This is a genomic window from Lentzea sp. NPDC059081 (assembly GCF_042738015.1).
Lineage (GTDB): Bacteria > Actinomycetota > Actinomycetes > Mycobacteriales > Pseudonocardiaceae > Lentzea.
Map to the genome: position 1 here is coordinate 1 of NZ_JBHYGW010000045.1, position 23,987 is coordinate 23,987.

At 69.4% G+C, this 23,987-nt stretch carries 24 protein-coding genes; 16 read left to right on the forward strand and 8 right to left on the reverse strand.

The genetic code is table 11. The features are described from left to right. The first annotated feature begins 131 nt into the window (after positions 1 to 131). From pdxT to ACFWV3_RS43275, 4 genes are all read left to right on the forward strand, one after another. On the forward strand, positions 132 to 776 hold the full coding sequence (gene pdxT / locus ACFWV3_RS43260; RefSeq protein WP_382419795.1) for a pyridoxal 5'-phosphate synthase glutaminase subunit PdxT: 645 nt from the start codon (positions 132 to 134) through the stop codon (positions 774 to 776). Further along, positions 773 to 1,522, forward strand: a complete 750-nt coding sequence (locus ACFWV3_RS43265) for a YebC/PmpR family DNA-binding transcriptional regulator (RefSeq protein ID WP_382419796.1) — start codon at positions 773 to 775, stop codon at positions 1,520 to 1,522. The genes pdxT and ACFWV3_RS43265 overlap by 4 nt, the downstream gene beginning before the upstream one ends. A 129-nt stretch (positions 1,523 to 1,651) precedes the next feature. Then, the gene (locus tag ACFWV3_RS43270) at positions 1,652 to 2,224 is read left to right on the forward strand and encodes a TetR/AcrR family transcriptional regulator (protein WP_382419797.1); all 573 of its coding nucleotides are present in this window, start codon (positions 1,652 to 1,654) and stop codon (positions 2,222 to 2,224) included. Positions 2,225 to 2,326: 102 nt separating this feature from the next. Beyond that, positions 2,327 to 3,100: an SDR family NAD(P)-dependent oxidoreductase gene (locus ACFWV3_RS43275; RefSeq protein ID WP_382419798.1), complete on the forward strand. Its 774-nt coding sequence runs from the start codon at positions 2,327 to 2,329 to the stop codon at positions 3,098 to 3,100. Between the two features lie 91 nt (positions 3,101 to 3,191). Here the strand turns inward: ACFWV3_RS43275 and ACFWV3_RS43280 are convergent, their stop codons facing one another. Next, on the reverse strand, positions 3,192 to 4,127 hold the full coding sequence (locus ACFWV3_RS43280) for an alpha/beta hydrolase family protein (RefSeq protein WP_382419799.1): 936 nt from the start codon (positions 4,125 to 4,127) through the stop codon (positions 3,192 to 3,194). A 116-nt stretch (positions 4,128 to 4,243) separates the two neighbouring features. On the opposite strand from ACFWV3_RS43280, the gene ACFWV3_RS43285 reads away from it, so the two are divergent. Next, positions 4,244 to 4,816 carry a TetR/AcrR family transcriptional regulator gene (locus tag ACFWV3_RS43285; RefSeq protein ID WP_382419800.1) on the forward strand — a complete coding sequence of 191 codons (573 nt, stop codon included), beginning with the start codon at positions 4,244 to 4,246 and terminating at the stop codon, positions 4,814 to 4,816. Here the strand turns inward: ACFWV3_RS43285 and ACFWV3_RS43290 are convergent. Then, positions 4,775 to 4,942, reverse strand: coding sequence for a DUF397 domain-containing protein (locus tag ACFWV3_RS43290; protein ID WP_382419801.1), 168 nt, complete (start codon positions 4,940 to 4,942; stop codon positions 4,775 to 4,777). The two genes, ACFWV3_RS43285 and ACFWV3_RS43290, sit on opposite strands and share 42 nt — an antisense overlap. Continuing rightward, a complete protein-coding gene (locus ACFWV3_RS43295) occupies positions 4,942 to 5,775 on the reverse strand; it encodes a helix-turn-helix domain-containing protein (RefSeq protein ID WP_382419802.1) in 834 nt (277 codons plus the stop codon). The genes ACFWV3_RS43290 and ACFWV3_RS43295 overlap by 1 nt, the downstream gene beginning before the upstream one ends. Positions 5,776 to 5,892: 117 nt before the next feature. Between ACFWV3_RS43295 and ACFWV3_RS43300 the strand changes: the two genes are divergently transcribed. Together ACFWV3_RS43300 and ACFWV3_RS43305 are read left to right on the forward strand one after the other, a co-directional pair. After that, positions 5,893 to 6,402 (forward strand): DUF4262 domain-containing protein, encoded by a 510-nt coding sequence (locus ACFWV3_RS43300; protein WP_382419803.1) that lies wholly within the window; start codon positions 5,893 to 5,895, stop codon positions 6,400 to 6,402. Continuing rightward, positions 6,399 to 6,866 carry a GNAT family N-acetyltransferase gene (locus ACFWV3_RS43305; protein WP_382419804.1) on the forward strand — a complete coding sequence of 156 codons (468 nt, stop codon included), beginning with the start codon at positions 6,399 to 6,401 and terminating at the stop codon, positions 6,864 to 6,866. Before ACFWV3_RS43300 ends, ACFWV3_RS43305 begins: the two co-directional genes overlap by 4 nt. 186 nt (positions 6,867 to 7,052) lie before the next feature. Here the strand turns inward: ACFWV3_RS43305 and ACFWV3_RS43310 are convergent, their stop codons facing one another. Together ACFWV3_RS43310 and ACFWV3_RS43315 are read right to left on the reverse strand one after the other, a co-directional pair. Further along, positions 7,053 to 7,715 carry a glycoside hydrolase family 75 protein gene (locus tag ACFWV3_RS43310; RefSeq protein ID WP_382419805.1) on the reverse strand — a complete coding sequence of 221 codons (663 nt, stop codon included), beginning with the start codon at positions 7,713 to 7,715 and terminating at the stop codon, positions 7,053 to 7,055. 85 nt (positions 7,716 to 7,800) lie between these two features. Next, the gene (locus ACFWV3_RS43315; protein WP_382419806.1) at positions 7,801 to 8,364 is read right to left on the reverse strand and encodes a TIGR03086 family metal-binding protein; all 564 of its coding nucleotides are present in this window, start codon (positions 8,362 to 8,364) and stop codon (positions 7,801 to 7,803) included. A 144-nt stretch (positions 8,365 to 8,508) separates the two neighbouring features. Between ACFWV3_RS43315 and ACFWV3_RS43320 the strand changes: the two genes are divergently transcribed. Then, positions 8,509 to 9,984 carry a peptide MFS transporter gene (locus ACFWV3_RS43320; RefSeq protein ID WP_382419807.1) on the forward strand — a complete coding sequence of 492 codons (1,476 nt, stop codon included), beginning with the start codon at positions 8,509 to 8,511 and terminating at the stop codon, positions 9,982 to 9,984. 506 nt (positions 9,985 to 10,490) lie between these two features. Here the strand turns inward: ACFWV3_RS43320 and ACFWV3_RS43325 are convergent. Both ACFWV3_RS43325 and ACFWV3_RS43330 read right to left on the reverse strand, forming a co-directional pair. Further along, positions 10,491 to 11,768 (reverse strand): cytochrome P450, encoded by a 1,278-nt coding sequence (locus tag ACFWV3_RS43325; protein WP_382419808.1) that lies wholly within the window; start codon positions 11,766 to 11,768, stop codon positions 10,491 to 10,493. Positions 11,769 to 11,799: 31 nt separating this feature from the next. Next, complete coding sequence (locus tag ACFWV3_RS43330) at positions 11,800 to 12,393, reverse strand: TetR/AcrR family transcriptional regulator (RefSeq protein ID WP_382419809.1); 594 nt, start codon at positions 12,391 to 12,393, stop codon at positions 11,800 to 11,802. Positions 12,394 to 12,775: 382 nt separating this feature from the next. Between ACFWV3_RS43330 and ACFWV3_RS43335 the strand changes: the two genes are divergently transcribed. The 8 genes from ACFWV3_RS43335 (at position 12,776) to ACFWV3_RS43370 (ending at position 23,237) form a co-directional block, all read left to right on the forward strand. Then, complete coding sequence (locus tag ACFWV3_RS43335) at positions 12,776 to 12,937, forward strand: hypothetical protein (RefSeq protein WP_382419810.1); 162 nt, start codon at positions 12,776 to 12,778, stop codon at positions 12,935 to 12,937. Between the two features lie 250 nt (positions 12,938 to 13,187). Then, entirely contained in the window at positions 13,188 to 15,563 is a 2,376-nt protein-coding gene (locus ACFWV3_RS43340; RefSeq protein WP_382419811.1) for a PQQ-dependent sugar dehydrogenase, read from the forward strand. A gap of 134 nt (positions 15,564 to 15,697) precedes the next feature. After that, on the forward strand, positions 15,698 to 16,897 hold the full coding sequence (locus ACFWV3_RS43345) for a glutamate-cysteine ligase family protein (RefSeq protein ID WP_382419812.1): 1,200 nt from the start codon (positions 15,698 to 15,700) through the stop codon (positions 16,895 to 16,897). Next, entirely contained in the window at positions 16,894 to 18,183 is a 1,290-nt protein-coding gene (gene egtB, locus ACFWV3_RS43350) for an ergothioneine biosynthesis protein EgtB (protein ID WP_382419813.1), read from the forward strand. The genes ACFWV3_RS43345 and egtB overlap by 4 nt, the downstream gene beginning before the upstream one ends. A gap of 3 nt (positions 18,184 to 18,186) precedes the next feature. Then, a complete protein-coding gene (egtC, locus tag ACFWV3_RS43355; RefSeq protein WP_382419814.1) occupies positions 18,187 to 18,912 on the forward strand; it encodes an ergothioneine biosynthesis protein EgtC in 726 nt (241 codons plus the stop codon). Continuing rightward, on the forward strand, positions 18,909 to 19,880 hold the full coding sequence (egtD, locus tag ACFWV3_RS43360; protein WP_382419815.1) for an L-histidine N(alpha)-methyltransferase: 972 nt from the start codon (positions 18,909 to 18,911) through the stop codon (positions 19,878 to 19,880). The genes egtC and egtD overlap by 4 nt, the downstream gene beginning before the upstream one ends. A gap of 62 nt (positions 19,881 to 19,942) precedes the next feature. After that, positions 19,943 to 21,541 (forward strand): alpha/beta hydrolase, encoded by a 1,599-nt coding sequence (locus ACFWV3_RS43365; protein WP_382419816.1) that lies wholly within the window; start codon positions 19,943 to 19,945, stop codon positions 21,539 to 21,541. 112 nt (positions 21,542 to 21,653) lie between these two features. Beyond that, complete coding sequence (locus tag ACFWV3_RS43370; protein ID WP_382419817.1) at positions 21,654 to 23,237, forward strand: alpha/beta fold hydrolase; 1,584 nt, start codon at positions 21,654 to 21,656, stop codon at positions 23,235 to 23,237. On the opposite strand, the gene ACFWV3_RS43375 is transcribed toward ACFWV3_RS43370, so the two are convergent. Next, on the reverse strand, positions 23,238 to 23,957 hold the full coding sequence (locus ACFWV3_RS43375) for a TSUP family transporter (RefSeq protein WP_382419818.1): 720 nt from the start codon (positions 23,955 to 23,957) through the stop codon (positions 23,238 to 23,240). Positions 23,958 to 23,987 lie beyond the last annotated feature (30 nt).

Genomic DNA, 23,987 nt, shown 5'->3' on the forward strand with positions numbered 1-23,987 from the left:
CGTCACGGCTCGTGACGGGACCACCCCACCCGAACCTTCTGTCTCAAGCTTTCAAGCAGCTCGGCTTCGCCGTCGCCTCGGCTCGCCTCCGGCTTCGCGTGCTCGCCTCCGGCTTCGCGAGAGGCTCGAATATGCTGGTAGGCATGGTTGTCGCTGCCCCTCCCGTCATCGGCGTGCTCGCCCTCCAGGGTGACGTCCAGGAACATCTCGTCTCCCTCGCCAAGTGCGACGTGACCGCGCGGCCCGTGCGCAGGGCCGAGGAGCTGGACGAGCTCGACGGGATCGTCATCCCCGGTGGTGAGTCGACGACCATGAGCAAGTTGCTCGACAACTTCGGGTTGCTGGAGCCGCTCAAGGCCAAGATCAAGGACGGCTTTCCCGCCTACGGGTCGTGCGCGGGCATGATCCTGCTGGCCAACACGGTGCTCGACGGGCGCGAGGACCAGCACCAGCTCGGCGGTTTGGACGTCACGGTGCGGAGGAACGCCTTCGGGCGGCAGGTCGACTCGTTCGAGACTGATCTTGATCTCGACGGGGAGAAGGTGCACGCCGTGTTCATCCGCGCACCCTGGGTGGAGGCGGTGAGCGGGGACGTCGAGGTGCTCGCTACGGTGCCCGTTACGGCTGAGGCGGGCGAGGCCGCCGGTAGGATCGTCGCGGTCAGGCAGGGCAAGGTGCTGGCTACGGCGTTCCACCCGGAGCTCACGGGGGATGAGCGCGTCCACCGCCTGTTCGTGGACATGGTTCGTGGTTTGACTGGTTCGGAGGAGAAATGAGCGGCCACTCCAAGTGGGCGACCACCAAGCACAAGAAGGCCGCCATCGACGCCAAGCGCGGCAAGCTCTTCGCGCGGCTGATCAAGAACATCGAGGTGGCGGCCCGCACCGGTGGTGGGGACCCCGACGGCAACCCGACGCTGTTCGACGCCATCCAGAAGGCCCGCAAGAACTCGGTGCCGCTGGACAACATCGAACGCGCCCGCAAGCGCGGTGGTGGTGAAGAGGCCGGCGGTGCCGACTGGCAGACGATCATGTACGAGGGCTACGGGCCCAACGGGGTCGCGGTGCTCATCGAGTGCCTCACGGACAACCGCAACCGCGCCGCCACCGAGGTTCGCACGGCGATGACGCGCAACGGCGGCTCGATGGCCGACCCCGGCTCCGTGTCGTACATGTTCAGCCGCAAGGGTGTCGTGATCGTGCCGAAGGCGGGCACGTCCGAGGACGACGTGATGATGGCCGTGCTGGAGGCGGGCGCCGAGGAGGTCAACGACCTGGGCGAGGCCTTCGAGGTCGTCTCCGAGGCCGGCGACCTGATCCCGGTCCGCAAGGCTCTGCAGGACTCCGGCATCGACTACGAGTCGGCCGAGTCGAGCTTCCTGCCGTCCGTCTCGGTCCAGCTCGAGGCCGAGGGCGCCAAGAAGATCTTCAAGCTGATCGACGCGCTGGAGGACTGCGACGACGTGCAGAACGTCTTCGCGAACTTCGACGTCTCCGACGAGGTCATGGCCGAGGTCGGCTGACCTGGAACGCGAGCGACGCCGGTCACGCGAAGAGCGTGACCGGCGTTTTTTCGGCCCTGGGCCTCATCGGTGCGGTGACGCCGGTCACAAGTGTTGACCAGCCTACCAACTAGAAGGTAGAAATTCCCCGTGGCGACGACAGTGGAACGGATCCTGGACAGTGCTCAGGCGCTGGTGCAGGTCCGCGGGTACAACGGCTTCTCCTACGCCGACATCAGTGCCGAGCTGTCCATCACGAAACCGAGCATCCACCACCACTTCCCGACCAAGGCCGCACTGGCCGAGGCGTTGATCGCGCGCTACCGGGAGCAGTTCGCCGCGGCGCTCGTGGAGGTCGACGACAGCACCGGCGGCGCGAGGCAGCGTCTCGTGGACTACGCCGGGCTGTACGCCGCGACCTTCGCCCGAGGCGGTCGCATCTGCCTCTGCGGCGTCTTCGCCGTGGACGCGGAAAGCCTGCCCGCTCCGGTGCGGCAGGCGACCGACGCGTTCTTCGACGACCAGCGGCGGTGGGTGGCGGGCGTCCTGATCGAGGCGGGCGTCCCCGCCTCGAAGGCCGGCGCGGCGGCGGAGGCCTATCTCGCCGCGCTGGAGGGCGCCCTGCTGCTGTCCCGTGCTCATGGCCAGCCGGAGGGCACCGCCGAGCCTGATCGGGACGTGGTCCGGTCGGTGGCGGCGACCCTGGTCGACGCCCTGCTCTGAAATCGCACCACCTGACGTAGCCGCGCGCCATCGGCACGCGGCGCGTCGTCGCATGACCCAGCAACCTTCCAACTAGTAGGTAGTCACGTGAGGAGAAAGACCATGGGACAGGACTTCACCGGACGCAAGCTCGTCGTGGTCGGCGGCAGCAGCGGCATGGGGCGCCAGATCGCCGCGGACGTCGTCAGCGGCGGGGGCAGCGCGGTCGTCATCGGCTCCCGCCGGGAGCGGGTCGAGCAGACCGTGGCCGACCTGGGCGTCCAGGGGCGGGCCTGGGGCATCACCGCCGACCTGCGCGACCCCGCCGCGGCCGAGCGGGTGCGCGAGGAGCTGGCCGGCGAGCACGCCGACGCGACGCTGCTGGTCAACGCGGCCGGGGTGTTCAAGCCGCTGCCGTTCCTCGAGCACACCGCCGCCGACTACGACAGCTACCACGACCTGAACCGGGCCACGTTCCTGATCACCCAGACCGTGGTGCGGGGCATGGTGGCCAGTGGCGGCGGCGCGATCGTCACGATCGGCAGCATGTGGGCCAAGCAGGCCGTCGGCGCGACGCCGTCCTCGGCGTACTCGATGGCCAAGGCCGGCCTGCACGCCCTGACCCAGCACCTCGCCCTGGAGCTGGCCACCCACCACATCCGGGTCAACGCCGTCTCCCCGGCCGTGGTCGCCACCCCCATCTACGAGGGCTTCATCCCGCCGGCCGAGGTCGACGCCGTCCTGGCCGGGTTCGGTCCGTTCCACCCCGCCGGCCGGGTCGGCACCACCGAGGACATCTCGGCGGCCGTCACCTTCCTGCTCTCCGAGCGGGCCGGCTGGGTCACCGGGGCGGTCTGGGACGTCGACGGCGGCGTCATGGCCGGCCGCAACCAGTGACGCTGTCCGCGAGGTGAGCGGGAGGCGCTGGGGTAGGACGCCCGGAAGGCGGCCTGACCCCAGCGTCACGTCGGCCATCGGCTGAGCGGTCCTACTTCGTCTCGATGCGGCCGATCGGCTCGGCGGCCTCCGCCAGGTCGGCCTGCACCTGCTTCCAGTCCTGGCCGTCGATGCCGAGCGCGCTGCGCAGGAACGCCCACGACGTGCGGCGGATCAACGCGACGCGCTCCGGGCTCTCGTCGGTCGTGTCCGTGGCGTTGTAGCCGTGGATCCCGCCGAGCGAGTGCTCACCGCCGAACAGCGTGAGCAGGCCCTGCGCGCCGGGGCTGAGGTGGTAGACGTCGGTGAACCACTCGGGACCGCGCACACCGAGCAGCGACTGGTCCGCGTCTCCCGCGACGACCAGGAACGGCGTGGCCAGCTGCTCGAAGTCGGGGGACATGAACGAGCCGAAGTTGTCGCGCGCGAACGGCGTCAGGTTGTCGCCGCCGAGCCCGGTCGCCGCGAACAGCACGCCGGCCTTCACGCGGGAGTCGGTCAGGTCGGGGCCGGGCTTGCCGTCCGCGTCCAGGACGCGCGCGCCGAGCAGCAGGCCGACGGTCTGCGCGCCCCACGAGTGCCCGGCGACGGCCAGACGGTCGCGGTCGACGCGCTCGGCGAGACCGGGGACGGCGCCGAGCACGACGTCGAGGTCGTCGATCACGCGCTGGACGTCCTGGACGCGGAAGTTCGCGATCTCCGGGTAGCGCGGGTCGTCGGGTGTGAGGCCCAGGGTCGCCGAGTCGAGGAACGTGGGCTGGACGACGACGAAGCCGTTGCCCGCCCAGAAGTCCACCAGCGGGTCGTACGACGACATCGACTGGCTGAAGCCGTGCGCGAAGACGACGATCGGCAGTCCGGTGCCGGACGTGGGTGCCGACACGCGCACCTGGAGGTCGTCACCGCGGTCCGGTGCGGGCAGCACGACCGGCTTGACGCTGAGGATCGCCGAGGTGAACGCGGGCACGGCGGTGCTGGTCATAGGCATGGAAGGGTCCTTCTCCACGAGCGATGGAACGTTGTAGACTCCGAACCGGAGCGTGGTTCCGAATATACGGAGCAGTGCTCCGCTTGGCAAGTGCGGGCTCGTGGAGAGGTGTGCCAGTGGCTGGGTCTGGGAAGCGCGCGGACGCCCGGCGCAACGAGAAGGCGCTGCTCGACGCGGCGGCGGCGGTGTTCGTGGCCGACGGCGTGGACGCGCCGGTGCGCAAGATCGCCGCCGAGGCGGGCGTCGGCATGGGCACGATCTACCGGCACTTCCCGACGCGCGCCGACCTCGTGGTCGCCGTCTACCGGCACCAGATCGAGGCGCTCGGCGAAGCGGGACCCGCGCTGCTCGCGGAGGCGGAGTCGCCGTTCGCGGCGCTGCGCGACTGGGTGGACCTCTTCGTGAACTTCCTCGTGACCAAACACGGCCTGGCCGCCGCGATGCGCGACGACCCGGAGGGCTTCGCCGCCCTGCACGCGCTGCTCGGCGGACTCGTGCCGGTGCTCGCGGACCTCCTCGGCGCGGCACGCGAGGCAGGCGAGATCACCAGGGAGATCCCGCCGTACCAGCTGTTGCGCGCGGTGGGTGACATCTGCGCGGGCGCCGAGCGGGTCGACCCGGACTACGACGCGCGCGTGACGATCGGGCTACTGCTCGACGGATGCCGTAGCGAGAGCCAGGAAGGCTGACCACGCCTCGGCGCTGACCGGGAGATGGGTGGCGGGGGCCTTGCTGTCCCGGATGCCGACGCCGTGGCCGATCTCGACGCAGTTGTCGCCGTCCCCGCTGTAACTGCTCTTGCGCCACACGGTCATCAGGGACCCTCCAGAATGCTGTTGATCACCGCCCTCGATTGTTCCTCATCCAGGGCGGCACCAGCGAGGTCCTTCAGGATGTTCTCGTAGACCTTGACCGTGTCCGAGTCGTCGAAGAACAGGCAGCACTTCACGCTCTCGACGTAGACGACCGGCGGGTACTTCGGGAACCTCATGAGGCGGAAGTCGCCGGAGACTCCCGCGTGCATGCCGATCGCCGTCGGGACGACCCGGATGCTGATGTAGTTCCGCACCGACAGCCGCAACAGGTGGGCGAGCTGTTCCCGCCACACCTCCTGTCCGCCGACCGGCAGTCGCAGTGCCTGCTCGTGCACGTAGAAGGTGAAGGTTCGGGTGTATTCGAGGATCGCCGCGCGAGCGGCCCTCGCTGCCACCACCGCAGGGCGCTTCTCCGGCGGGACCGTTCGTGCTTTGGCAGTCACCGCCTCGATGTACTCGGGTATCTGGAGCAGGCCGGGTACCAGGATCATCGACCAGCAGACGATCTCGTCTGCTTCCTTCTCCTGACCGATCAGCGTGCGCACCTGGTCCGGCACGCCGTCGTCCGGCACCTGGAGGTAGACGCTGCCCGACTCGCGGAACAGGTCGAGGAGCTCTTCGCGTTCCCGCAGCGGAGTGCGGCAGTAGGCGAGGAACTCGCGCACCTCGGCCTCGTTCACCCCGCCCTTGCCGGCGAGCATGTCGGAGACCTTGGCCTCCTGCCAGCCGAGCACCTCGGCGAGCCTGCGCTGGGTGAGGCCGGTGCGTTCCACGGCGGTCCGGACGCCGTTGCCGAACTCGCGGCCCACCACGCTGGACGATCTCTTGGGCATGGAGGAACGCTAGGAGCCGAACCGCGCGCACTCCATCGTTCAGCATCAAATGTGCCTGAAGGTGGGAGCGTTGGAACGGCTCCAAGCAGCCATAAGGCGCCGAAAGCGTGCCGTAGGGTGGAGGCCGTGCTTTCCGACGAAGACATCGAGCTGAGGGCCCGCCTGCTCTCCGCGGCCGACCGCCACGGCCACACCAACATCGTCGTGAACCCGGACGACGAGGGTCCGGGGTACGTGTTCTCGGTGGGGGCCTGGCGGAGGTTCGGCGTCGCGGAGGCCGTCGTGATCGGGCTGCCGCAGGGCATGGGGGAGAACCTGGTCAACGCGTACGTGAGACGGGCCAGCGGCGGCGAGAGGTTCCTGCCGGGCAAGCTCTACCCCGACTTCTTCGAGGGCGTGCCGATCACGTTCGAGCGGGTGTACAAGGGTTTCTACCCCGAGTTCTTCGGCAGCGCCTACCTGCTCTACGACGGCTCGGACTTCGCGGCCGTGCAGATCATCGTGCCGACGCCGCAGGGCCACTGGCCGTGGCAGCCCGACGCGCCGGAGGGGTTCCACGACCACCAGCTGATCCTCACCGAGAGCGGCATCCCGGAGAGCTGGACGCCGGGGGTCACCGGCCCGTGAACGTCCACATCGGACCGATCGGTGACGGCCACGCCGGCGAGGTCATGACGATCCAGCGCGCCGCGTACCTCCAGGAGGCGCGCCGGTACGGGGCGTGGGACCTGCCGCCGCTCGTCGAGACGCTCGCCCAGGTCCGCGCTCACCTGAGCGACGGCACACCCGCGCTCGGGGCGTTCGACGGCACCCGGCTCGTCGGGTCGGTGCGCAGCCGTGTCGACGGTGGGCGGATGGAGGTCGCGCGGCTGTGCGTCGCGCCGGACGTCCAGGGCGGCGGGGTCGGGCGCAAGCTCCTGCACATGATCAGCGCGAAGGCTCCCGAGGGCGTGGACGTCGTGTGGCTGTTCACCGGGGCCGAGAGCGAGGACAACCTGCGGTTCTACGAGAGCGCCGGGTTCGTCCGCGTCGCCGAGCACCTCGACGCCGTGGGCATCCGGTGCGTCACGCTGGAGCAGCGGGTCGCCTGACGGAGACCGGATCGTTGTCCGGCGGTCGTTGTCCGGTGAAAGCGCGCCGACACCGGACAACGATCTCCGTGTACAAAGGCGGAGCGGCCGTCGGTCCGGGGGGATCCGGCGCCGCGATCGGGGGGAGGAGCGCCCCGCCCCGCAGGAGGCGAGGGGGATGCGGAGCGGGGCGCTTCGGGTACGGGCTCAGTTCTCGTTCAGGAACTTCTGGGCCAGCGACTCACCGAGCGAGGTGGCCTTGGCGTGGTCCTCGATCGGCGACACCTTCGAGCTCTTGAAGTAGAGGTAGTGCACCGGGCCGTCGGTCCCGCCGTTCTCCGGGTTCGGGTTGATGCCGAGGTCCACGGCGGTCGCGTAGGACGCCTCGCCGATGATGTTCGTCGGACCCGTGTCGCCGACGACGGCGTACTCGACCCTGTTGTTGTAGATGACGGCGACGACGCCACCGCCCTGGATGCCGAAGTTGCGGTAGTCCCACGTGCCGCTCGGGGAGGGCACGACGACGTACGGGAGCTTGTCCGCGACGAGCGGCTTGCCCTTGGAGTCGTGGAACGCGGTGTCCGGCTGGAACCACGGGTCCGTGCTCTCGCTGCAGTTCGCGGTTCGCTGGCCGTCGCAGTCGATGTCCAGGTCGGCCTTGTACCAGACGGCGCCGTTCTTGCCGCAGACCGGGATGTTCGCGGACGTCTCGTCGTCGCTGCGGTACTTGCCGCTCGAGATCTGCTGGCACGACGTCAGCTTCGCGAGCAGCTGCGACGCGCTCGGACCGGCGGCCTGGGCGGCGGGGGAGGCCAGGACACCGGCGACGAGCGCGGACGCGGCGAGGAGCCCTGGGACGAGCTTGCGCATTGTTCCCTCTTTCGACAGGTAACTTTCCTGACTGAAAGCGGCGGGAGCACCACTGTGCGCAATGCTGCGAACGGGCGTCAAGGGGCTAGGGCTTACGTCCCAACAGTCCTATCAGTCGCGTCTGGTCGTCGGCGTCCTCCGCGACCGGAATCGGCGAATCGAACATCGACGAACCGCTCCAGTCGTCGATGGTGCGTTCCACGTACCCCAGGACGGCCGACGCGAGATCCGGGTCGATGCGTTCGTCGGCGCCGATCGAGCGCGCCAGGTCCCACGCGTGGACGGCGAGGTCCGCGGTCATCTGCCAGCAGTACTCCTCGGCGTCCATCTCGCCCGACGACACGCTCACGGTTTTCTTCAGGGCGGACGGCTCCAGCCACGCCTCGCGCGCCGCCGCGGCCGCCACGACCCAGGACACGAGCGGGTCGTCGCCCAGGTTGTCGTGGTCGAACCTGTCACCGACCTGCTTGGCCGTGCAGCCGGCCAGCAACTCGGGCGCCCAGAGCTGTTCGTACACCAGGTGGCCGACGAGGTCTCTGACCGACCACTCCCGGCAGGGGGTGCCGAGCGACCACTGGTCGGGCGCGATCTCCCGCACCCGCCGGTCGAACTCCGTCATCGCCACTCCGTGCGCCTGGATCAACTCCATCCCAGCAGTGCATCAAACTCCGCTCAAATGCGCACCCTGACGTGAGAGCTGGGCCACTCAGGCGCAACCTCGATTTGCTAGCAGTACGAGCGTTCGGCGTAATGTGCACCGGATCCGCCGTGACATCGTTGACACGAGAGGACGATGAGCGTGAGCGCCCCTAGCGCCAGCATCTCCGGCCAGGACAAGGGTTTCTTCGGGCACCCCCGAGGCCTGTCCACGCTGTTCTTCACCGAGCTCTGGGAACGGTTCTCGTACTACGGGATGAAGGCCATCCTCGGCCTCTACCTGTGGACAGCCGTGTCCGAGGGCGGCCTCGGCGTCGACAAGGCGCTCGCCCTGTCGGTCGTCGCCATCTACGGCACAGCGGTCTACATGTCCGGCGTCGCCGGCGGCTGGCTCGCCGACCGCGTCTGGGGCGGGCAGCGCTCGACGTTCTACGGCGGCGTGCTGATCATGTGCGGCCACATCGCCCTGGCGATCCCGATCGGGATCACGGGCGTGTACCTGGGCCTGATCTTCATCGTCATCGGCACGGGCCTGCTCAAGCCGAACATCTCGACGGTCGTCGGCGGCCTGTACGACAAGGACGACACGCGTCGCGACGCCGGCTTCACGGTGTTCTACATGGCGATCAACATCGGTGGCTTCGTGTCGCCGCTGATCACCGGCGCGCTGGCCGACGGCATCGGCTTCCACGCCGGCTTTGCCGTCGCCGCGGTCGGCATGGCGCTCGGCCTGGTCCAGTACCGGATGGGCCGCAAGTACCTGCGCGGATCGGCCGCCGTGGCGCCGAACCCGTTGCCGCACAGCGAGAAGGGCCGCATCTACGGCCTGATCGCGCTGGTCGTGGTCGCGATCGCCGCGCTGGGCGTCGGGTCGTACCTGCTGGGCGGCGTCGAGGGCGTCATCCTGCTGATCAGCGTGATGTCGATCGTGCTGCCGATCGGGTACTTCACCGTGATGCTGCGCAGCAAGAAAACGCTGCCGGAGGAGAAGCCGCGCGTCCTCGCCTACATCCCGCTGTTCATCGCGGCGGCGATGTTCTGGCTGATCTTCGAGCAGAGCTCCTCCGTCATCGCCGAGTTCGCCGACTCGCACGTCGACAACCACGTGTTCGGCTGGGAGTTCCCGATCGCGTGGTTCCAGTCGATCAACCCGATCATGATCATCGCGCTGGCGCCGGTGTTCGCGTGGCTGTGGCTCAAGCTCGGCGACCGCGCGCCGTCGACGCCGCGCAAGTTCGCGGGCGGCCTGGTGTTCGTCGGCCTGTCGTTCGTGCTCATGTACTTCGCGAGCGACTCGGCGGCCGACGGCAAGGTGACGCCGCTGTGGCTCGTGGTGATGTTCCTGTTCATGACCTGCGGTGAGCTCATGCTCTCGCCGGTCGGTCTCTCGGCGACGACCAAGCTGGCGCCCAAGGCGTTCGCCTCGCAGACGATGAGCCTGTGGTTCCTCGCGGTGTCGGCCGGTACCGGTGTGGCGGCGCAGCTCGTGAAGTTCTACACGACTAGTCCGTCGGCGTACTTCTTCACGCTGGGCGGCGCGGCCGTGGTGCTCGGCGGCGCACTGGCCGTCGCGGCACCGTCGATCCGCAAGCTCATGGCGGGCGTCGAGTAAGGCCGGGTCGCGGGCGCGGTGAGGGGTGGGGGCCTTGCCGCGCTGCCTGGTCGGGGCGCTGGGCGGGTCTCGTAGTAGAGGGGGATCCTCGGCGTGGTGCGGACTTTGGCGTGAGGGGCCCCTCGGTGCGAGGGGGCCCTCGGTGTGCGGGGGAACCTCGGTGTGACGCCAGCGGTTCGGGCACCGCGTGGGCGGGCCGGGCGCGGCCAGCTCGCGATCGCGTGGGGCCCCTCGGTGCGTGGGGCCTTTCGGCGTGCGGGGGAACCTCGGTGCGAGGGGTTCGTCGGTGCGACGCTGGCGGCTCGGCCACCGCACAACCGGGCCACACCGGACGGCGGGCGTCGAGCAGGCCCGGACACAAGGCGAGAGGGAGGCCCGTCGCGGCGGCGGTGCGGCGGGTCTCCCTCTCTGCTCTAAGAATGCACTACGCATCTGTGTCATTGGGGCACGAACATTGCTCCACGCGGGTGAAGTAGAGCACGTGCTGCAACGAATTTCGCTTTTCGTCAGCCTGGCTTCACAGCGAGTGATCGTTTGGTTTCGTTCGCACGCACCGGAAGTCGCAAAGCGCCGCGGATCAGCTTCGACTTCCGCCGCGCCACGGGCCCGTCCGGTGCGAGGCCGGGGAACCGCTTGAACAGTTCGTGCAACGCGATCGCGCCCTCGATCCGGCTCAGTCCCGCGCCGATGCAGTAGTGGATTCCGGCGCTGAACGCGAGGTGCTCGCGCGCGTTGGAGCGCGTCGGGTCGAACTCCGCCGGGTTCTCGAACACGCGCGGGTCCCGGTTGGCCGCCGCCAGCATCAGCATGACCGGCATTCCCTGAGGGAGACTGACTCCCGCCAGTTCGAGACGTTCTTTCGGCCAGCGGATCGTGTACTGCACAGGTGGGTCGAGTCGCAGCACTTCCTCGACAAATCCTTCGGCGTACTCGGGACTTTGCGCGAGTGGCGCCACCGTGTGCGGGTTCTCGAACGCCTTCAGCACACCGTTGCTGATGAGGTTGACGGTCGTCTCGAATCCGGCGAAAAGCAACAAACCGGTCGTGGCAACGAGATCCTCGCGGCTGAGGTCCTCGTGCTGCGTCACGAGATGGCTGACGATGTCGTCCTGCGGGTTCTTCCGGCGCTCGGCGATCAGCGTGTCGATGAAGTCGTTGTACTCGACGATCGTGGCGTGCAGGTTGTCGAGCTGCTTCTTCGACCAGACGCCGTCGAGCGTCTCGGCCAATGCGCTTCCCCAGCGCGCGAACGTCTCCCTGTGCCCGTCCGGCACGCCGAGCAGGTCCGCGATGACCTGGATCGGCACCTGCGAGGCGAACTCGGTGACGACGTCGAACCTCGTGCCGAGCCGGTCGAGGTGGTCGGTGACGATCTTCCGGATGGACTCCGTGCGCTCCTTGAGCGCCCGTGGCGTGAAGAACGGCTGCGCGAGCTTGCGCAGCCGCGTGTGGTCCGGCGGGTTCTTCATCAGGAACGAGTCCTGCACCGGGTTGACGACCTTCTCGCCGTCCTGGACCAGCGTGATCGGCACCATCGACGCCTCGTCGAACGTGGCGACGACGAACCTGTTGTCCCGCAACACCGAGTCGCAGATCTCGCGGCTCGGCGTGACGTACGCGCCCATGCGGCTGCGGACCATGTCGCCCTTGGCGCGCACCTTCTCGTACATCGGGTACGGGTCGCGGTCCGGCGGCGAGGCCATGACACCGGCGTACGGGTCACCGAGCAGCGCGTAGCCGCGGACGAGCGTGCGCAGTGCGAAGAACTGGACGGCGGTCTTCATGGCTCCACGGTGCGGTGCGCGCCGCCGGGGTTCAAGAGCTCCTGCGGTGCCGGCGCACGGTTTCCTCGACCAGGTCGAGCACCGGCTCCATGTCGTCGGCCGGCAGCCCCATCGCGAGGTGCGACACGAGCCCTTCCAGCACCAGCTCCAGGAAGCTCGTCAGGACGGTCACGTCGACGTCGTCGCGCAGGTTGCCCGCTTCGCGCTGCCGGATGAGGCGTTGCTTCGTCGCGGTCGTGAGCTGCTGGCTGCGCTCGGCCCACTTGGCCCGGAAGTCCGGGTCGGTCCGGAGTCTGCGGGAGACTTCGAGCCTCGTGCCCAGCCAGTCGGCGGCGTGCTCCTCGGTGCGCTTCTCGGGCTCGTCGAGCAGGTCGCGCATGACCTGCACCAGACCCTGCTCCGCCACCACGTCCGCCATCCGCAGCGCGTCGTCCTCCGCCAGCGCGAGGAAGAGCGACTCCTTGTCGCGGAAGTGGTGGAAGATCGCACCGCGGGACAGTCCCGTCGCCTCCTCGAGACGGCGTACTGTGGCGCCTTCGTAGCCGTGTCGCGCGAAACAGGCACGCGCACCGTCGAGGATCTGACGGCGGCGGGCGTCGAGGTGGTCCTGGCTCACCCTGGGCACCGGTAGATGGTGGCAGGGGACGGGTGGGAAATCCAATCCGTACGTACGGATTGGACACCTCCGTTGGTGTGATCCTTCCGGTGTCGCGGACCCCGCGGTGGCCGGTGCGCGGTGGCGGGCGCGCGGGGGTGGCGGCGCGGCCGGACGTGCCGGGTCGGGGGTGTGGCCGGGTTGGGGGAGCGGCGGGCCGGGGTTGGATCCGCCGGACGTGCGGGTGGCGCGAGTCGTGTTCGGACGCGCCGCGTGCCCGGTGGAGTCGCTGCACGAAGCCCGGTGCGACTCCCGCCCCCGCCTGCCCTCCGTCCCCTCTGCCGCCCTTTCGAGTGGATCTTCAGCCGGGCCTGCTCCACCTCGCCCGTTTCCGCACATATCCTCTGCCGCCATGGACACCCAGGAGTTCAAGCTGTCGACGCTCGCGGAGCGTCTCGGGTGGCAGCGGCGTGAGCCCCGCGGCGTCCACGTGGTCGACCTGCTGCTCAGCCGCACGGTCTCGGACCTCATCGCCGCCCTGGCCGAGCACCGGAGCGGTGACGGGTCCCGGTAAGCGCTTTCCCGGAGTTCGGCGCCGGGGTTGACGGTGTGCGCCGGGCAGTGGTGTGATGCGCACAACAGTTAGGAAAGTTTCTAAATCAATCCCGCCGCCGCTCCAGTGATCCCCGACCCCGGGAGGCACGACAGTGGCATCGAGAGTGGCATCGAGAGTGGCACCGACAAGCGCGGCACCAGGTAGAGCGGCATCCAGAAGGGCCCTGGCGCTCGGCGTCGCCGCGGCAACGGTCGCGGCAACGGTCGCCGTGGAGCCGGTCCACGCGGCACCGGTCCGGTACGAGGCCGAGCAGGCGGTGGTCAGTCAGGGCGTTGTCGAGAGCAACCACGCCGGGTTCTCGGGCGCGGGGTTCGTCAACGTCGACAACGTCGTGGGCAGCTCCGTCGAGTTCACGGTCAACGCGACACGACCAGGCCCGGCAACGCTCAAGATCCGCTACGCCAACGGCACGGCGGACAACCGGACAGCGGACCTCAGCGTCAACGGCGACACGAGTCAGCGGACGTTCGCGGGTACGGGGGCGTGGACCACGTGGGTCACCGCGGACACCGCCGTCACCCTCGACCTGGGCGCCAACAAGATCAAGCTCACCTCCACGAGCGCCACCGGCGGGCCGAACCTGGACTACGTCGAGGTCGAGGAAGCCGCGCTCGAACAGGAGGCCGAGCAGGCGGTCATCAGCCAAGGGGTCGTGGAGTCGAACCACGCGGGGTTCTCGGGCAGCGGGTTCGTCAACTACGACAACGTGGTGGGCTCCTACGTCGAGTACACGATCAACGCCGAGTCGGGTGGTGAGCACGAGCTCGCGTTCCGGTACGCGAACGGCACGACGACCGACCGGCCCGTGTCGGTGACCGTGGACGGCGCCGGGCCGCAGACCGTGCAATTTCCCGGCACGGGTGCGTGGACGACGTGGCAAACCCGGACTGCAACTTTCACTCTGCATGCCGGTGCCAACCGGATCCGCGCCACCGCGACCACCGCCAACGGCGGGCCGAACGCCGACAAGCTCACCGCCACGCTGACCGGGCCGCCCGACGACGAGGCGCCGACGCCACCCCGGAACCTGCAGTTCGTCGGCTCCACCTCCACCTCGGTGAGCCTCAGGTGGGAGGCGGCTACCGACAACGTCGGCGTCACCGGGTACGACGTCTACCAGCACGGCCAGCTCGTCACGAGCGTCGGCAACGTGCTGGAGGCGACGGCGACCGGGCTGCGCGCCGACACCGAGTACGACTGGACCGTGTTCGCGAAGGACCGGGCGGGCAACGTCTCGCAGGCCTCGAACAACGTGCCGGGACGCACGCAGCCCGCGCCGCCGGACACCCGGGCACCGACGACACCGGGCACCCTGCGAGCGACGGCCACCACGACCACCAGCGTGACGCTCGCTTGGAGCGGCTCCACGGACAACGTCGGCGTCACCGGCTACGAGATCCACCTCGACGGCGCCCTCAAGCAGACCGCGGACGGCACCGCCACGAGCGCCACCGTCGCCGGGCTCACCAACGGCCGGACGTACCAGGCCAGGATCAGGGCGAAGGACGCCGCGGGGAACCTGTCGGCGTTCTCGAACGAGATCAGCGTCAAACCGGGCGCGGGCGGTGGCACGGGAGTGCCGAACCCCGGTGCGGTCACGCAGATCGCGAACGGCGTCGACGTGGCGTGGGGGCTGGCGTTCCTGCCCGACGGCAGCGCGCTGGTGACCGAGCGCGAGACGTTCAACGTCCTGCGGATCACCGAGGGCGGCACCAAGACCGTCATCGGCGAGGTGCCGGGCGCGATGGGCACCAACGGCGAGGGCGGCGCGCTCGGCGTCGAGGTGTCGCCGAACTTCGCCACGGACCGGTTCGTCTACGTCTACCACACCTACAGCGACGGGAACCGGCTGGTCAGGGCCCAGTTCGACGGGGCGCGGCTGACCGGCTGGACGACGTTGCTCGACGGCGTGCCGAAGAACCGCTACCACAACGGCGGGCGGCTGCGGTTCAGCCCGGACGGCCGGTACCTGTTCATCTCCACCGGTGACGCGCAGAACGGCAACAACGCGCAGAACCTGAACACCAACGCCGGCAAGATCCTGCGGATCAACCCCGACGGGTCGATCCCGGCGGACAACCCGTTCCCCGGCAAGGCGATCTGGAGCTATGGGCACCGCAACGTCCAGGGCCTCGACTTCGACTCGCAGGGCAGGCTGTGGGCGTCGGAGTTCGGCAACTCGCAGCAGGACGAGGTCAACCTGATCACCAAGGGCGGCAACTACGGCTGGGAGCCGTGCGAGGGCACCATCGGCAACTGCGCGGGCACGATCGCGCCGAAGAAGACGTGGCCGACCTCGCAGGCCTCGCCGTCCGGCCTCACGATCATCAACGACCACGTGTTCGTCGCCACGACCGTCGGCCAGCGGATCTACCGGATGCGCATCGACGCCAACGGCGACCTCGTCGACCAGCAGACGTACTTCCAGGGCACCTACAACCGGCTGCGCACGGTCGAGGTGGACCGCGAGGGCGACATCTGGCTCACGACGACGACCGACAAGGACGGTTCGGCCGGCAACGACCGCGTCCTGCACGTCGACATCGTGTACGAGGGCGGAAACCGGGCGCGCGCCGACGGTTGATGTCAACTGTGATGTGCCTGTGCGTACGCGTGCGCACAGGCACATCACTTGTTTCGTAAGGATTTGAAGGCTGCGAGTGGAGGAACCCGCGTGTAGCGTCGATCGGGCCAGACGATCACGGGGAGTGTGGCGACGTGACTGCGTTGCGTGACCAACCGGCGCCGGTGAGATTCGCCGACCGCGCCGAGGCCGAGGCGTACGTCGCCTCGGTCTGCTTCAAGCACGGACCTCCGAGGCTCTTCGGCGTGGAGCTCGAGTGGACCGTCCACCACGCCGAAGACCCGACACAGGTCCTCGATCGACGACGACTCGCCGCCGCTCTGGGCGAGCACGCACCACCGACACTCGTTCCCGACAGTCCCCAGCGGCCGCTTCCCAGCGGCACCCCGCTGACCGTCGAACCGGGCGGGCAGGTCGAGATCTCGACCCCTCCCTGCACCAGTCTCCCGGACCTCTTCCGCACGGTCGCCCAGGACATCTCCCACGTCACCGCGATGTTCGCGGACCACGGCCTCGTGCTCGGCGACAAGGGCGCCGACCAGCACCGCGGGCCCACCCGGATGCTGCAGGTGCCCCGGTACGCCGCGATGGAGCACGCGTTCGGCGAGCTCGGCACCGACGGCATCTCGATGATGTGCAACACCGCCGGCCTGCAGGTCTGCATCGACTTCGGCGAGCAGAAGCACCTCCAGGACCGCTGGGCCGCCGTGCACCGGCTCGGGCCGGTCCTCAACGCGTTGTTCGCGAACTCGCCCAGCACCGGTGGCATGCACGCCGGCTGGGCGTCGGCGCGCATGCGGACGCTGTACGGCACGGATCCCGTGCGCACCAGGCCCAGTGCCGTGTGCGCCGATCCCGCCGCCGCGTACGCGCGAAGGGTTCTGGACACCCCGGTCATCGTCGTGCGCGGGCCGGGTCCCAGCTGGATCCCGCCGCGCAGGCTGACGTTCGCCGAGTGGATCGACGGGGCGCTCGACCGCGGCCCCACCAGCGACGACTTGGACTACCACCTGTCGCTGATGTTCCCGCCGGTGCGGCCGCGCGGGTACATGGAGATCCGCTACCTGGACACGCCCGCCCCCGGCGGGTGGATCGCGCCGAGTGCGCTGCTCGTCGCGCTGTTCAGCGACCCGTCCGTCGTGGACGGTGTGCTGGCGGCGACGGAACGGGCCGCCGGGCGGTGGCTGGTCGCCGCGCGGTACGGGATGGCGGACGAACGCGTTGCCAGGGCGGCGAAGGACGTCGTCGCACTGGGCATCGAGGCGTTGCACCGCACCGGTCTCTCATCAGAACAGATCAGCACCATCAGCCAGGAGCTTGAGGGGAAGCTGTGACAGAAGAACTCCGCGAGCAGGTGGCGGGGGAACTGTTGCGCTCGCGCGCGCGTTCCACCGCACTGACAGACGCCGTCGACGAGCACGACCTCGTCCGGCAGCACTCGAAGCTGATGTCGCCCCTGGTCTGGGACCTGGCGCACATCGGCAACCAGGAAGAGCTGTGGCTGGTGCGCGACGTCGGCGGTCGCGAACCCGTCCGCAGCGACATCGACGAGTACTACGACGCGTTCAAGTTCAGCCGGTCCGTCCGGCCGGAGCTGCCGCTGCTGAACCCGAAGGAGGCCCGCCAGTACGTCGGTGACGTGCGCGGCAAGGTCTTCGACGTGCTGGAGAAGGTGCCGTTGCAGGGCCGCCGGCTCGTCGAGAACGGCTTCGCGTTCGGCATGATCGTGCAGCACGAGCAGCAGCACGACGAGACCATGCTGGCCACGCACCAGCTGCGCCAGGGCGACCCGGTGCTGCACGCGCCGTTGCCCCCCAAGGGAAAGCTCGTGCCCGCGACGGAGGCGTTCATCCCCGCCGGGCCGTTCGAGATGGGCACCTCGGACGAACCGTGGGCGCTCGACAACGAACGTCCCGCGCACGCCGTCCACGTCGACTCGTTCTTCATCGACACGACCCCGGTCACCAACGGCGAGTACGCCGAGTTCGTCATGGCCGGCGGGTACGACGACCGTCGCCTGTGGACGGACGAGGGCTGGGAGCACCGCACCACCGCGAAACTGGTGGCACCGCGGTTCTGGCAGCGCGAGGAGAACTCGTTCGTGCGCACGGCTTTCGGCGTCACCGAGCCGATCGTGCCGGACGAACCGGTGGTGCACGTGAGCTTCCACGAGGCGCAGGCCTACGCGACGTGGGTCCACAAGCGCCTGCCGACCGAGGCCGAGTGGGAGAAGGCCGCCCGGTACGACCCCGCGACGGGCCTGACGCGGCGTTATCCGTGGGGCGACGAGGAACCGACGGAGCTGCACGCGAACCTGAACCAGCGCCACCTGCGCCCGGCCCCGGTCGGCGCGTACCCGGCGGGCGCCTCGCCGAGCGGGGTGCACCAGCTGATCGGCGACGTGTGGGAGTGGACCTCCAGCGACTTCGGTCCCTACCCCGGCTTCGAGGTGTTCCCGTACAAGGAGTACTCCGAGGTCTTCTTCGGGCCGGACTACAAGGTGCTGCGCGGCGGCTCGTTCGGCACCGACAGGTCCGCGATCCGGTCGACGTTCCGCAACTGGGACTACCCGATCAGAAGGCAGATCTTCGCCGGCTTCCGCTGCGCCAGGGACGCCTGAGCGGTGTGCCGCCATCTGGCTTACCTGGGCCCCGCCCTGCCCTTGGCCAGGCTGCTGTACGACGCACCGCACTCGCTGGAGCACCAGTCGTACGCCCCGCGGGACATGCGGGCCGGGGGAACGGTCAACGTCGACGGCTACGGCGTCGGCTGGTTCCCCGGCCCGGTGCGGTACCGGCGCGCCGGAACGTTGTGGAGCGACGCGAACCTCCGTCAGCTGGCCTCGACGGAGTCGACGGCGTTCCTGGCGGCGGTGCGCAGCGCGACGGTCGGGATGCCGGTCGCGGACGCGGCGTGCGCGCCGTTCACCGACAGCACCTGGCTCTTCAGTCACAACGGCAGGATCGACGGCTGGCCGCACACCGCGGCCGGCCTCGCGAAGACGCTCGACGTCACCGACCTGCTCACGATGGACGCGCCGACCGACTCGGCGCTGCTGTGGGCCGTCCTGCGGCGACGCCTGGAGACCGGGGCGAGCCCGGACCGGGTGCTCGCCGAGCTCGTGCGGGAGGTCGCGGACGCGGCACCGGGCTCGCGCCTGAACTTCCTGCTGACCAACGGAAGCGCACTCGTGGGGACGACGTGGACACACGCCCTGTGGGTGCTGCGGAAAGGCGACGGCGTGACCCTCGCGTCCGAGCCGCTCGACGACGACGAGGACTGGCGGGAGATCCCCGACCGGCACGTCGTCCTCGCTGATCCATCCACTGTGGAGGTTCGACCGATATGACCGAGCCGGTGCTGGACGTTCATCTGACACCCGAGGACGCCGCACACGCGCTTCGTGCCGACGTGCGTGCCGGGCTGACCGCGAGCCCGAAGTGGGTCTCGCCGAAGTGGTTCTACGACGCGGTGGGCAGCGCGTTGTTCGAGGACATCACCCGCCTGCCCGAGTACTACCCGACGCGCGCGGAACGGGAGATCCTCGCGGACCGCGCGGCGGAGATCGCGGCGACGACGGGCGCGCACTCGTTGGTGGAGCTGGGTTCCGGCTCGTCGGAGAAGACCCGGCTGCTGCTGAGCGCACTGCGCGAGCACGGCACGTTGCGGGAGTTCGTGCCGCAGGACGTGTCGGTGTCGGCGCTGACCGAGGCCGCGCACGCGATCATCGCGGACTACCCCGGACTGCGGGTGCACGGCGTGGTCGGCGACTTCACCCAGCACCTGGCGCTGCTGCCGGGCGAGTCGCCGCGGGTGGTGGCGTTCCTGGGCGGCACGATCGGCAACCTCATCCCGGAGGAGCGGGAGAAGTTCTTCCGCACGGTCCGCGACGTGCTGGAGCCGGGCGAGTGGCTGCTGCTCGGCACCGACCTGGTCAAGGACGAGGAGACGCTGGTGCGCGCGTACGACGACGCGCAGGGCGTGACCGCGGAGTTCAACCGCAACGTGCTGAACGTGCTCAACCGCGAGGTCGGCGGCGACTTCGACGTCGAGGCGTTCGAGCACGTGGCGTTGTGGAACGCCGAGCAGGAGTGGATCGAGATGCGGCTGCGGGCCACCAGGGCCGTGCGGGTGACTCTCGCCGAGCTCGGCCTGACCGTCGACTTCCGCGAGGGCGAGGAGCTGCGCACCGAGGTGTCGGCCAAGTTCCGCGAGGAAGGCGTGCGGCGGGAGCTGGAGGATGGCGGGTTCGCGTTGCACCGCTGGTGGACCGACAGCGAGGGCCGCTTCGCGGTCTCGTTGGCCCAGGCGGTGTAACCGGGCGAACACCCTCCGATAGGCGGGTACAAGCGGCACGCCGTCAGTGGTGGGCTGCTGCGATGACTCCTGCAACTACGCGTGCCGTGCGCGTGGCGCTCGTCAGTGCGCTCGCGCTCGGCACGATCGCGTCCGGGCTGGGCACCGCCTCCGCCCAGCCCGAAGCGGCCTCCGCCGTCAGACCCGCCGCCTGGGGTGCGTGCGCGGACGACGTGCTCGCCGAGATCCCCGCCGCCGAGCGCACCCAGGTGAGCTGCGCGGTCCAGACCGTGCCCGTCGACCACTCGCGTCCGCGCGGGGACAAGACCGGCGTGATCATGATGAAGCGCCCGGCCTCCGACCCGGCCAAGAAGATCGGCTCGCTGTTCATCAACCCCGGCGGTCCCGGTGGCGCCGGCCTGATCTACAGCGCCTACGGCTCCAGCTTCTTCACCCCGGAGGTGCTGGAGAAGTTCGACCTCATCGGCTTCGACCCGCGCGGCGTCGGCCGCAGTGCCCCGCTGCGCTGCTTCCGCACCCAGGAGGAGGCCGACTCGGTCAACGAGGGCTGGTTCGCCCTGCCGATCACCAAGGACGAGATCGCGAGCTCGATCCGCCAGTCCAAGGTCTACACCGACTACTGCGGCATCAACGCCGGTCCGCTGCTCAACCACATGTCGACCGAGGCCGTCGCGCGCGACCTCGACGTCATGCGCGAGGCCGTCGGCGACCGTCAGCTCAACTACGTCGGCTTCTCGTACGGCACGCTGCTCGGCGCGACGTATGCCAACATCTTCCCGTCCAAGTCGCGGGCGATCGTGATCGACGGCAACGTCGACCCGCAGCTGCGGCTGACCAACGGCGCGCAGTACGACCGTGAGCGCGCTCGTGGCTTCGAGATCGCTCTCGACGCGATGCTGAAGCGCTGCGACACCGTGGGCGTGGAGAAGTGCACGTTCGCCGGTGGTGCGCGCAAGAAGTTCGACACCCTCCGCGAGAACCTGCGCAAGGGCCCGACGACGCTGCCCGGTGGCGCGGTGGTCACGCTGACCGACGTCGTCGGCCGCACGTCGAGCAACCTGTACAGCCCGTCGACGTTCAAGGCGTTGACGGCGTGGCTGCAGTCGATCCACGTGGCGCAGAACCCGTCGGCTGCCTCCCTGGGCGTTCAGTCCGTTGTGGACGTTCCGATGCTGAACAACCTCGGCGGCCGCGCCGACGTGCGGGTGCTGCCCGACACCCCGTACACCGCCGACGACTCGTACTACGCGGTGAACTGCACCGACAAGCCGTTCGCCCGCACGAACAAGAACTGGGCGAGCACCGCGGCGAAGTGGGAGAAGGAGTCGCCGACGTTCGGTCGCTACCAGGCCGCGTCCGACCTGCTGACCTGCCCGACCTGGCCGACGCGCAACCCGGACCGCTGGATCGGCCCGTGGAACCGCAAGACGCCGAACCCGGTCGTGGTCGTGGGCAACTACTACGACCCGGCGACGCAGTACATCTTCGCGCAGCGCATGGCGAAGCAGCTCGGCAACGCGCGGCTGATCAGCGTCGACGCGTTCGGTCACTGCATCCTCGGTGACTCGGCCGGCGCCGACGCGGCGGTGACGAGGTACCTCGTCGACCTGACCGCCCCGGTGAACGGCTCGGTCTACCAGCCGAACGTGCAGCCGTTCTAGACCCGGTGCTTCCGGGGGCGGCCGTCTGCCGCCCCCGGAATCCTCCGAACGACGGGTACAAACGATGCACGGACGGTGATGAGGTGCACGCGTGACGTCATCATCTGCATCTGTGCGTGTCCTGCTCGCGGGTGTTCTCGCGCTCGGCACCGTCGTCTCCGGCCAGGGCGCCGCCTCCGCCCAGGCCCCCGCGGTCAGACCCGCTGCCTGGGGGCAGTGCGCGGAGGACGTTCTCGCCACGCTTCCCGCCACTGTGACGCCCGAGGAACGGGCTCGGCTCACCTGCGCGGTCCAGGAAGTGCCCGTCGACCACTCGCGCCCGCGCGGGGACAAGACCGGCATCGCCATGATGAGGCGGCCGGCGAACGACCCGTCCCGCAAGATCGGCTCGATCTTCCTCAACCCCGGTGGTCCCGGCGGCTCCGGCCTGATCCGCGGCGCCATCGCGAAGAACTACTTCCCGGCCTCGGTGCTCGACCGGTTCGACGTCGTCGGCTTCGACCCGCGCGGCGTGGCCCGCAGCGCGCCGTTGCGCTGCTTCCGCACGCAGGAGGAGGCCGACGACGTCAACGCCGGCTGGTCCGCGCTGCCGATCACGCAGGAGGAGATCGGCACCACGATCCGGTCCGCCAAGGCGTACACGGACTACTGCAGGATCAACGCCGGTCCGCTGCTGAACTTCATGTCGACCGAGGCCGTCGCCCGCGACCTCGACGTCATGCGCGAGGCGGTGGGGGACGAGCAGCTCAACTTCGTCGGCTTCTCCTACGGCACGCTGATCGGCTCGACCTACGCGAACATCTTCCCGTCGAAGTCGCGGGCGATCGTGATCGACGGCAACGTCGACCCGCAGCTGCGCCTGACGAACGGTCCCGAGTACGACCGGCAGCGCGCGCAGGGCTTCGAGATCGCCCTCGACGCGATGCTGAAGCGGTGCGACAGCGCGGGTGCCGAGAAGTGCGCGTTCGCCGGTGACGCCCGCAAGAAGTTCGAGGACATGAAGAAGGCGTTGGGGCGCGGGCCCGTCACGTTGCCGGGTGGCACGCAGGTGACGCTCGCCGACGTGGTCGGCCGGGTGGCCGGCGACCTCTACTCGGTGCCGCGGTTCGTCGCGCTGGTGGCGTGGCTGCAGTCGATCCACAACGCCCTGAACCCCGCGCCCATGGCGTTCAGCGCTCAGTCCGTTGTGGACCTTCCGGCGCCGCTGAACAACGGCGGTGGCCGCTTCGACGTCGACCCGCTGCCGGAGACCCCGTACACCGCCGACGACTCGTACTACGCGGTGAACTGCACCGACAAGCCGTTCGCGCGCAGCAACCGCAACTGGGCGGCGACGGCCGCGAAGTGGGAGAAGCAGTCGCCGACGTTCGGCCGCTACCAGGCCGCCTCGGACCTGCTGGCGTGCCCGACCTGGCCGACGCGCCACCCGGACCGCTGGATCGGGCCGTGGAACCGCAAGACGCCGAACCCGGTGCTGGTGGTCGGCAACTACTACGACCCGGCCACGCAGTACGTGTTCGCGCAACGGATGGCCAAGCAGCTCGGCAACGCGCGGCTGATCAGCGTCGACTCGTTCGGCCACTGCATCCTGGGCCGCGCGGCCGCGGTGGACGCCGTCGTGGCGCGCTACCTGGTCGACCTGGTGGCGCCGGCCGACGGCCAGGTGTTCCAGCCGAACCTGCAGCCGTTCGCGTAGTCAGAGAAGCGCGCTCCGCACGATGAGCACCACTGCGCTGGCGCCCGCGACGACCAGCATCGGCGTTCTGAGGCCCTGGGCGTCGAAGCGCCCGCGCAGTGGTGTGGAGAGCAGGAAACCGACGACCAGGAACGGGATCAGCAGCACGCCGCTCCACAACTGGTGCGCCGTCACGTTTCCCGCGAAGGAGAGCCCGATGATCGACGTGACGGCCCCGAGGGTGAAGAACGCCGCGAGCGTCGCCCTCACCTGCGGCCCGGCCTGGTTCTGGTAGACCAGCCCGATCATCGGCCCGCCGATCGACGTGGCCGTGCCGAACGACCCGCTCGCGACACCGGCCGTGACGAGCGCCCGCGGGGTGGGGGCCGGCCGCCACGAGACGAACGAGAGCACGACGCACGCGAGGACCGCGGCGCCGACCACCACGCTGAAGCTCTTCTGGTCGAGCGAGTCGACGATCCAGATGCCGATGGCCGTGCCCGGCAGGCGGCCGGTCATCGCCCAGCCGACACCGCGCCAGTCGACGTGGGTGAACTCCCTCACCAGCGACATCATCGCGAGCGCGCTGCCGACCACCAGCACGGGAACCGGCACGAGCGCGGGGTCCAGCAGCGCGAGCAGCGGCACGACGATCAGCGCCATCCCGAAGCCGATCAGGCCCTGCAGCAGCCCTCCCAGCGCGACGGCCACCCCGGCGAGCGCCAGCATTCCCCACGACATGGTTAGCAATGCTACCTATCCGGCGCACTA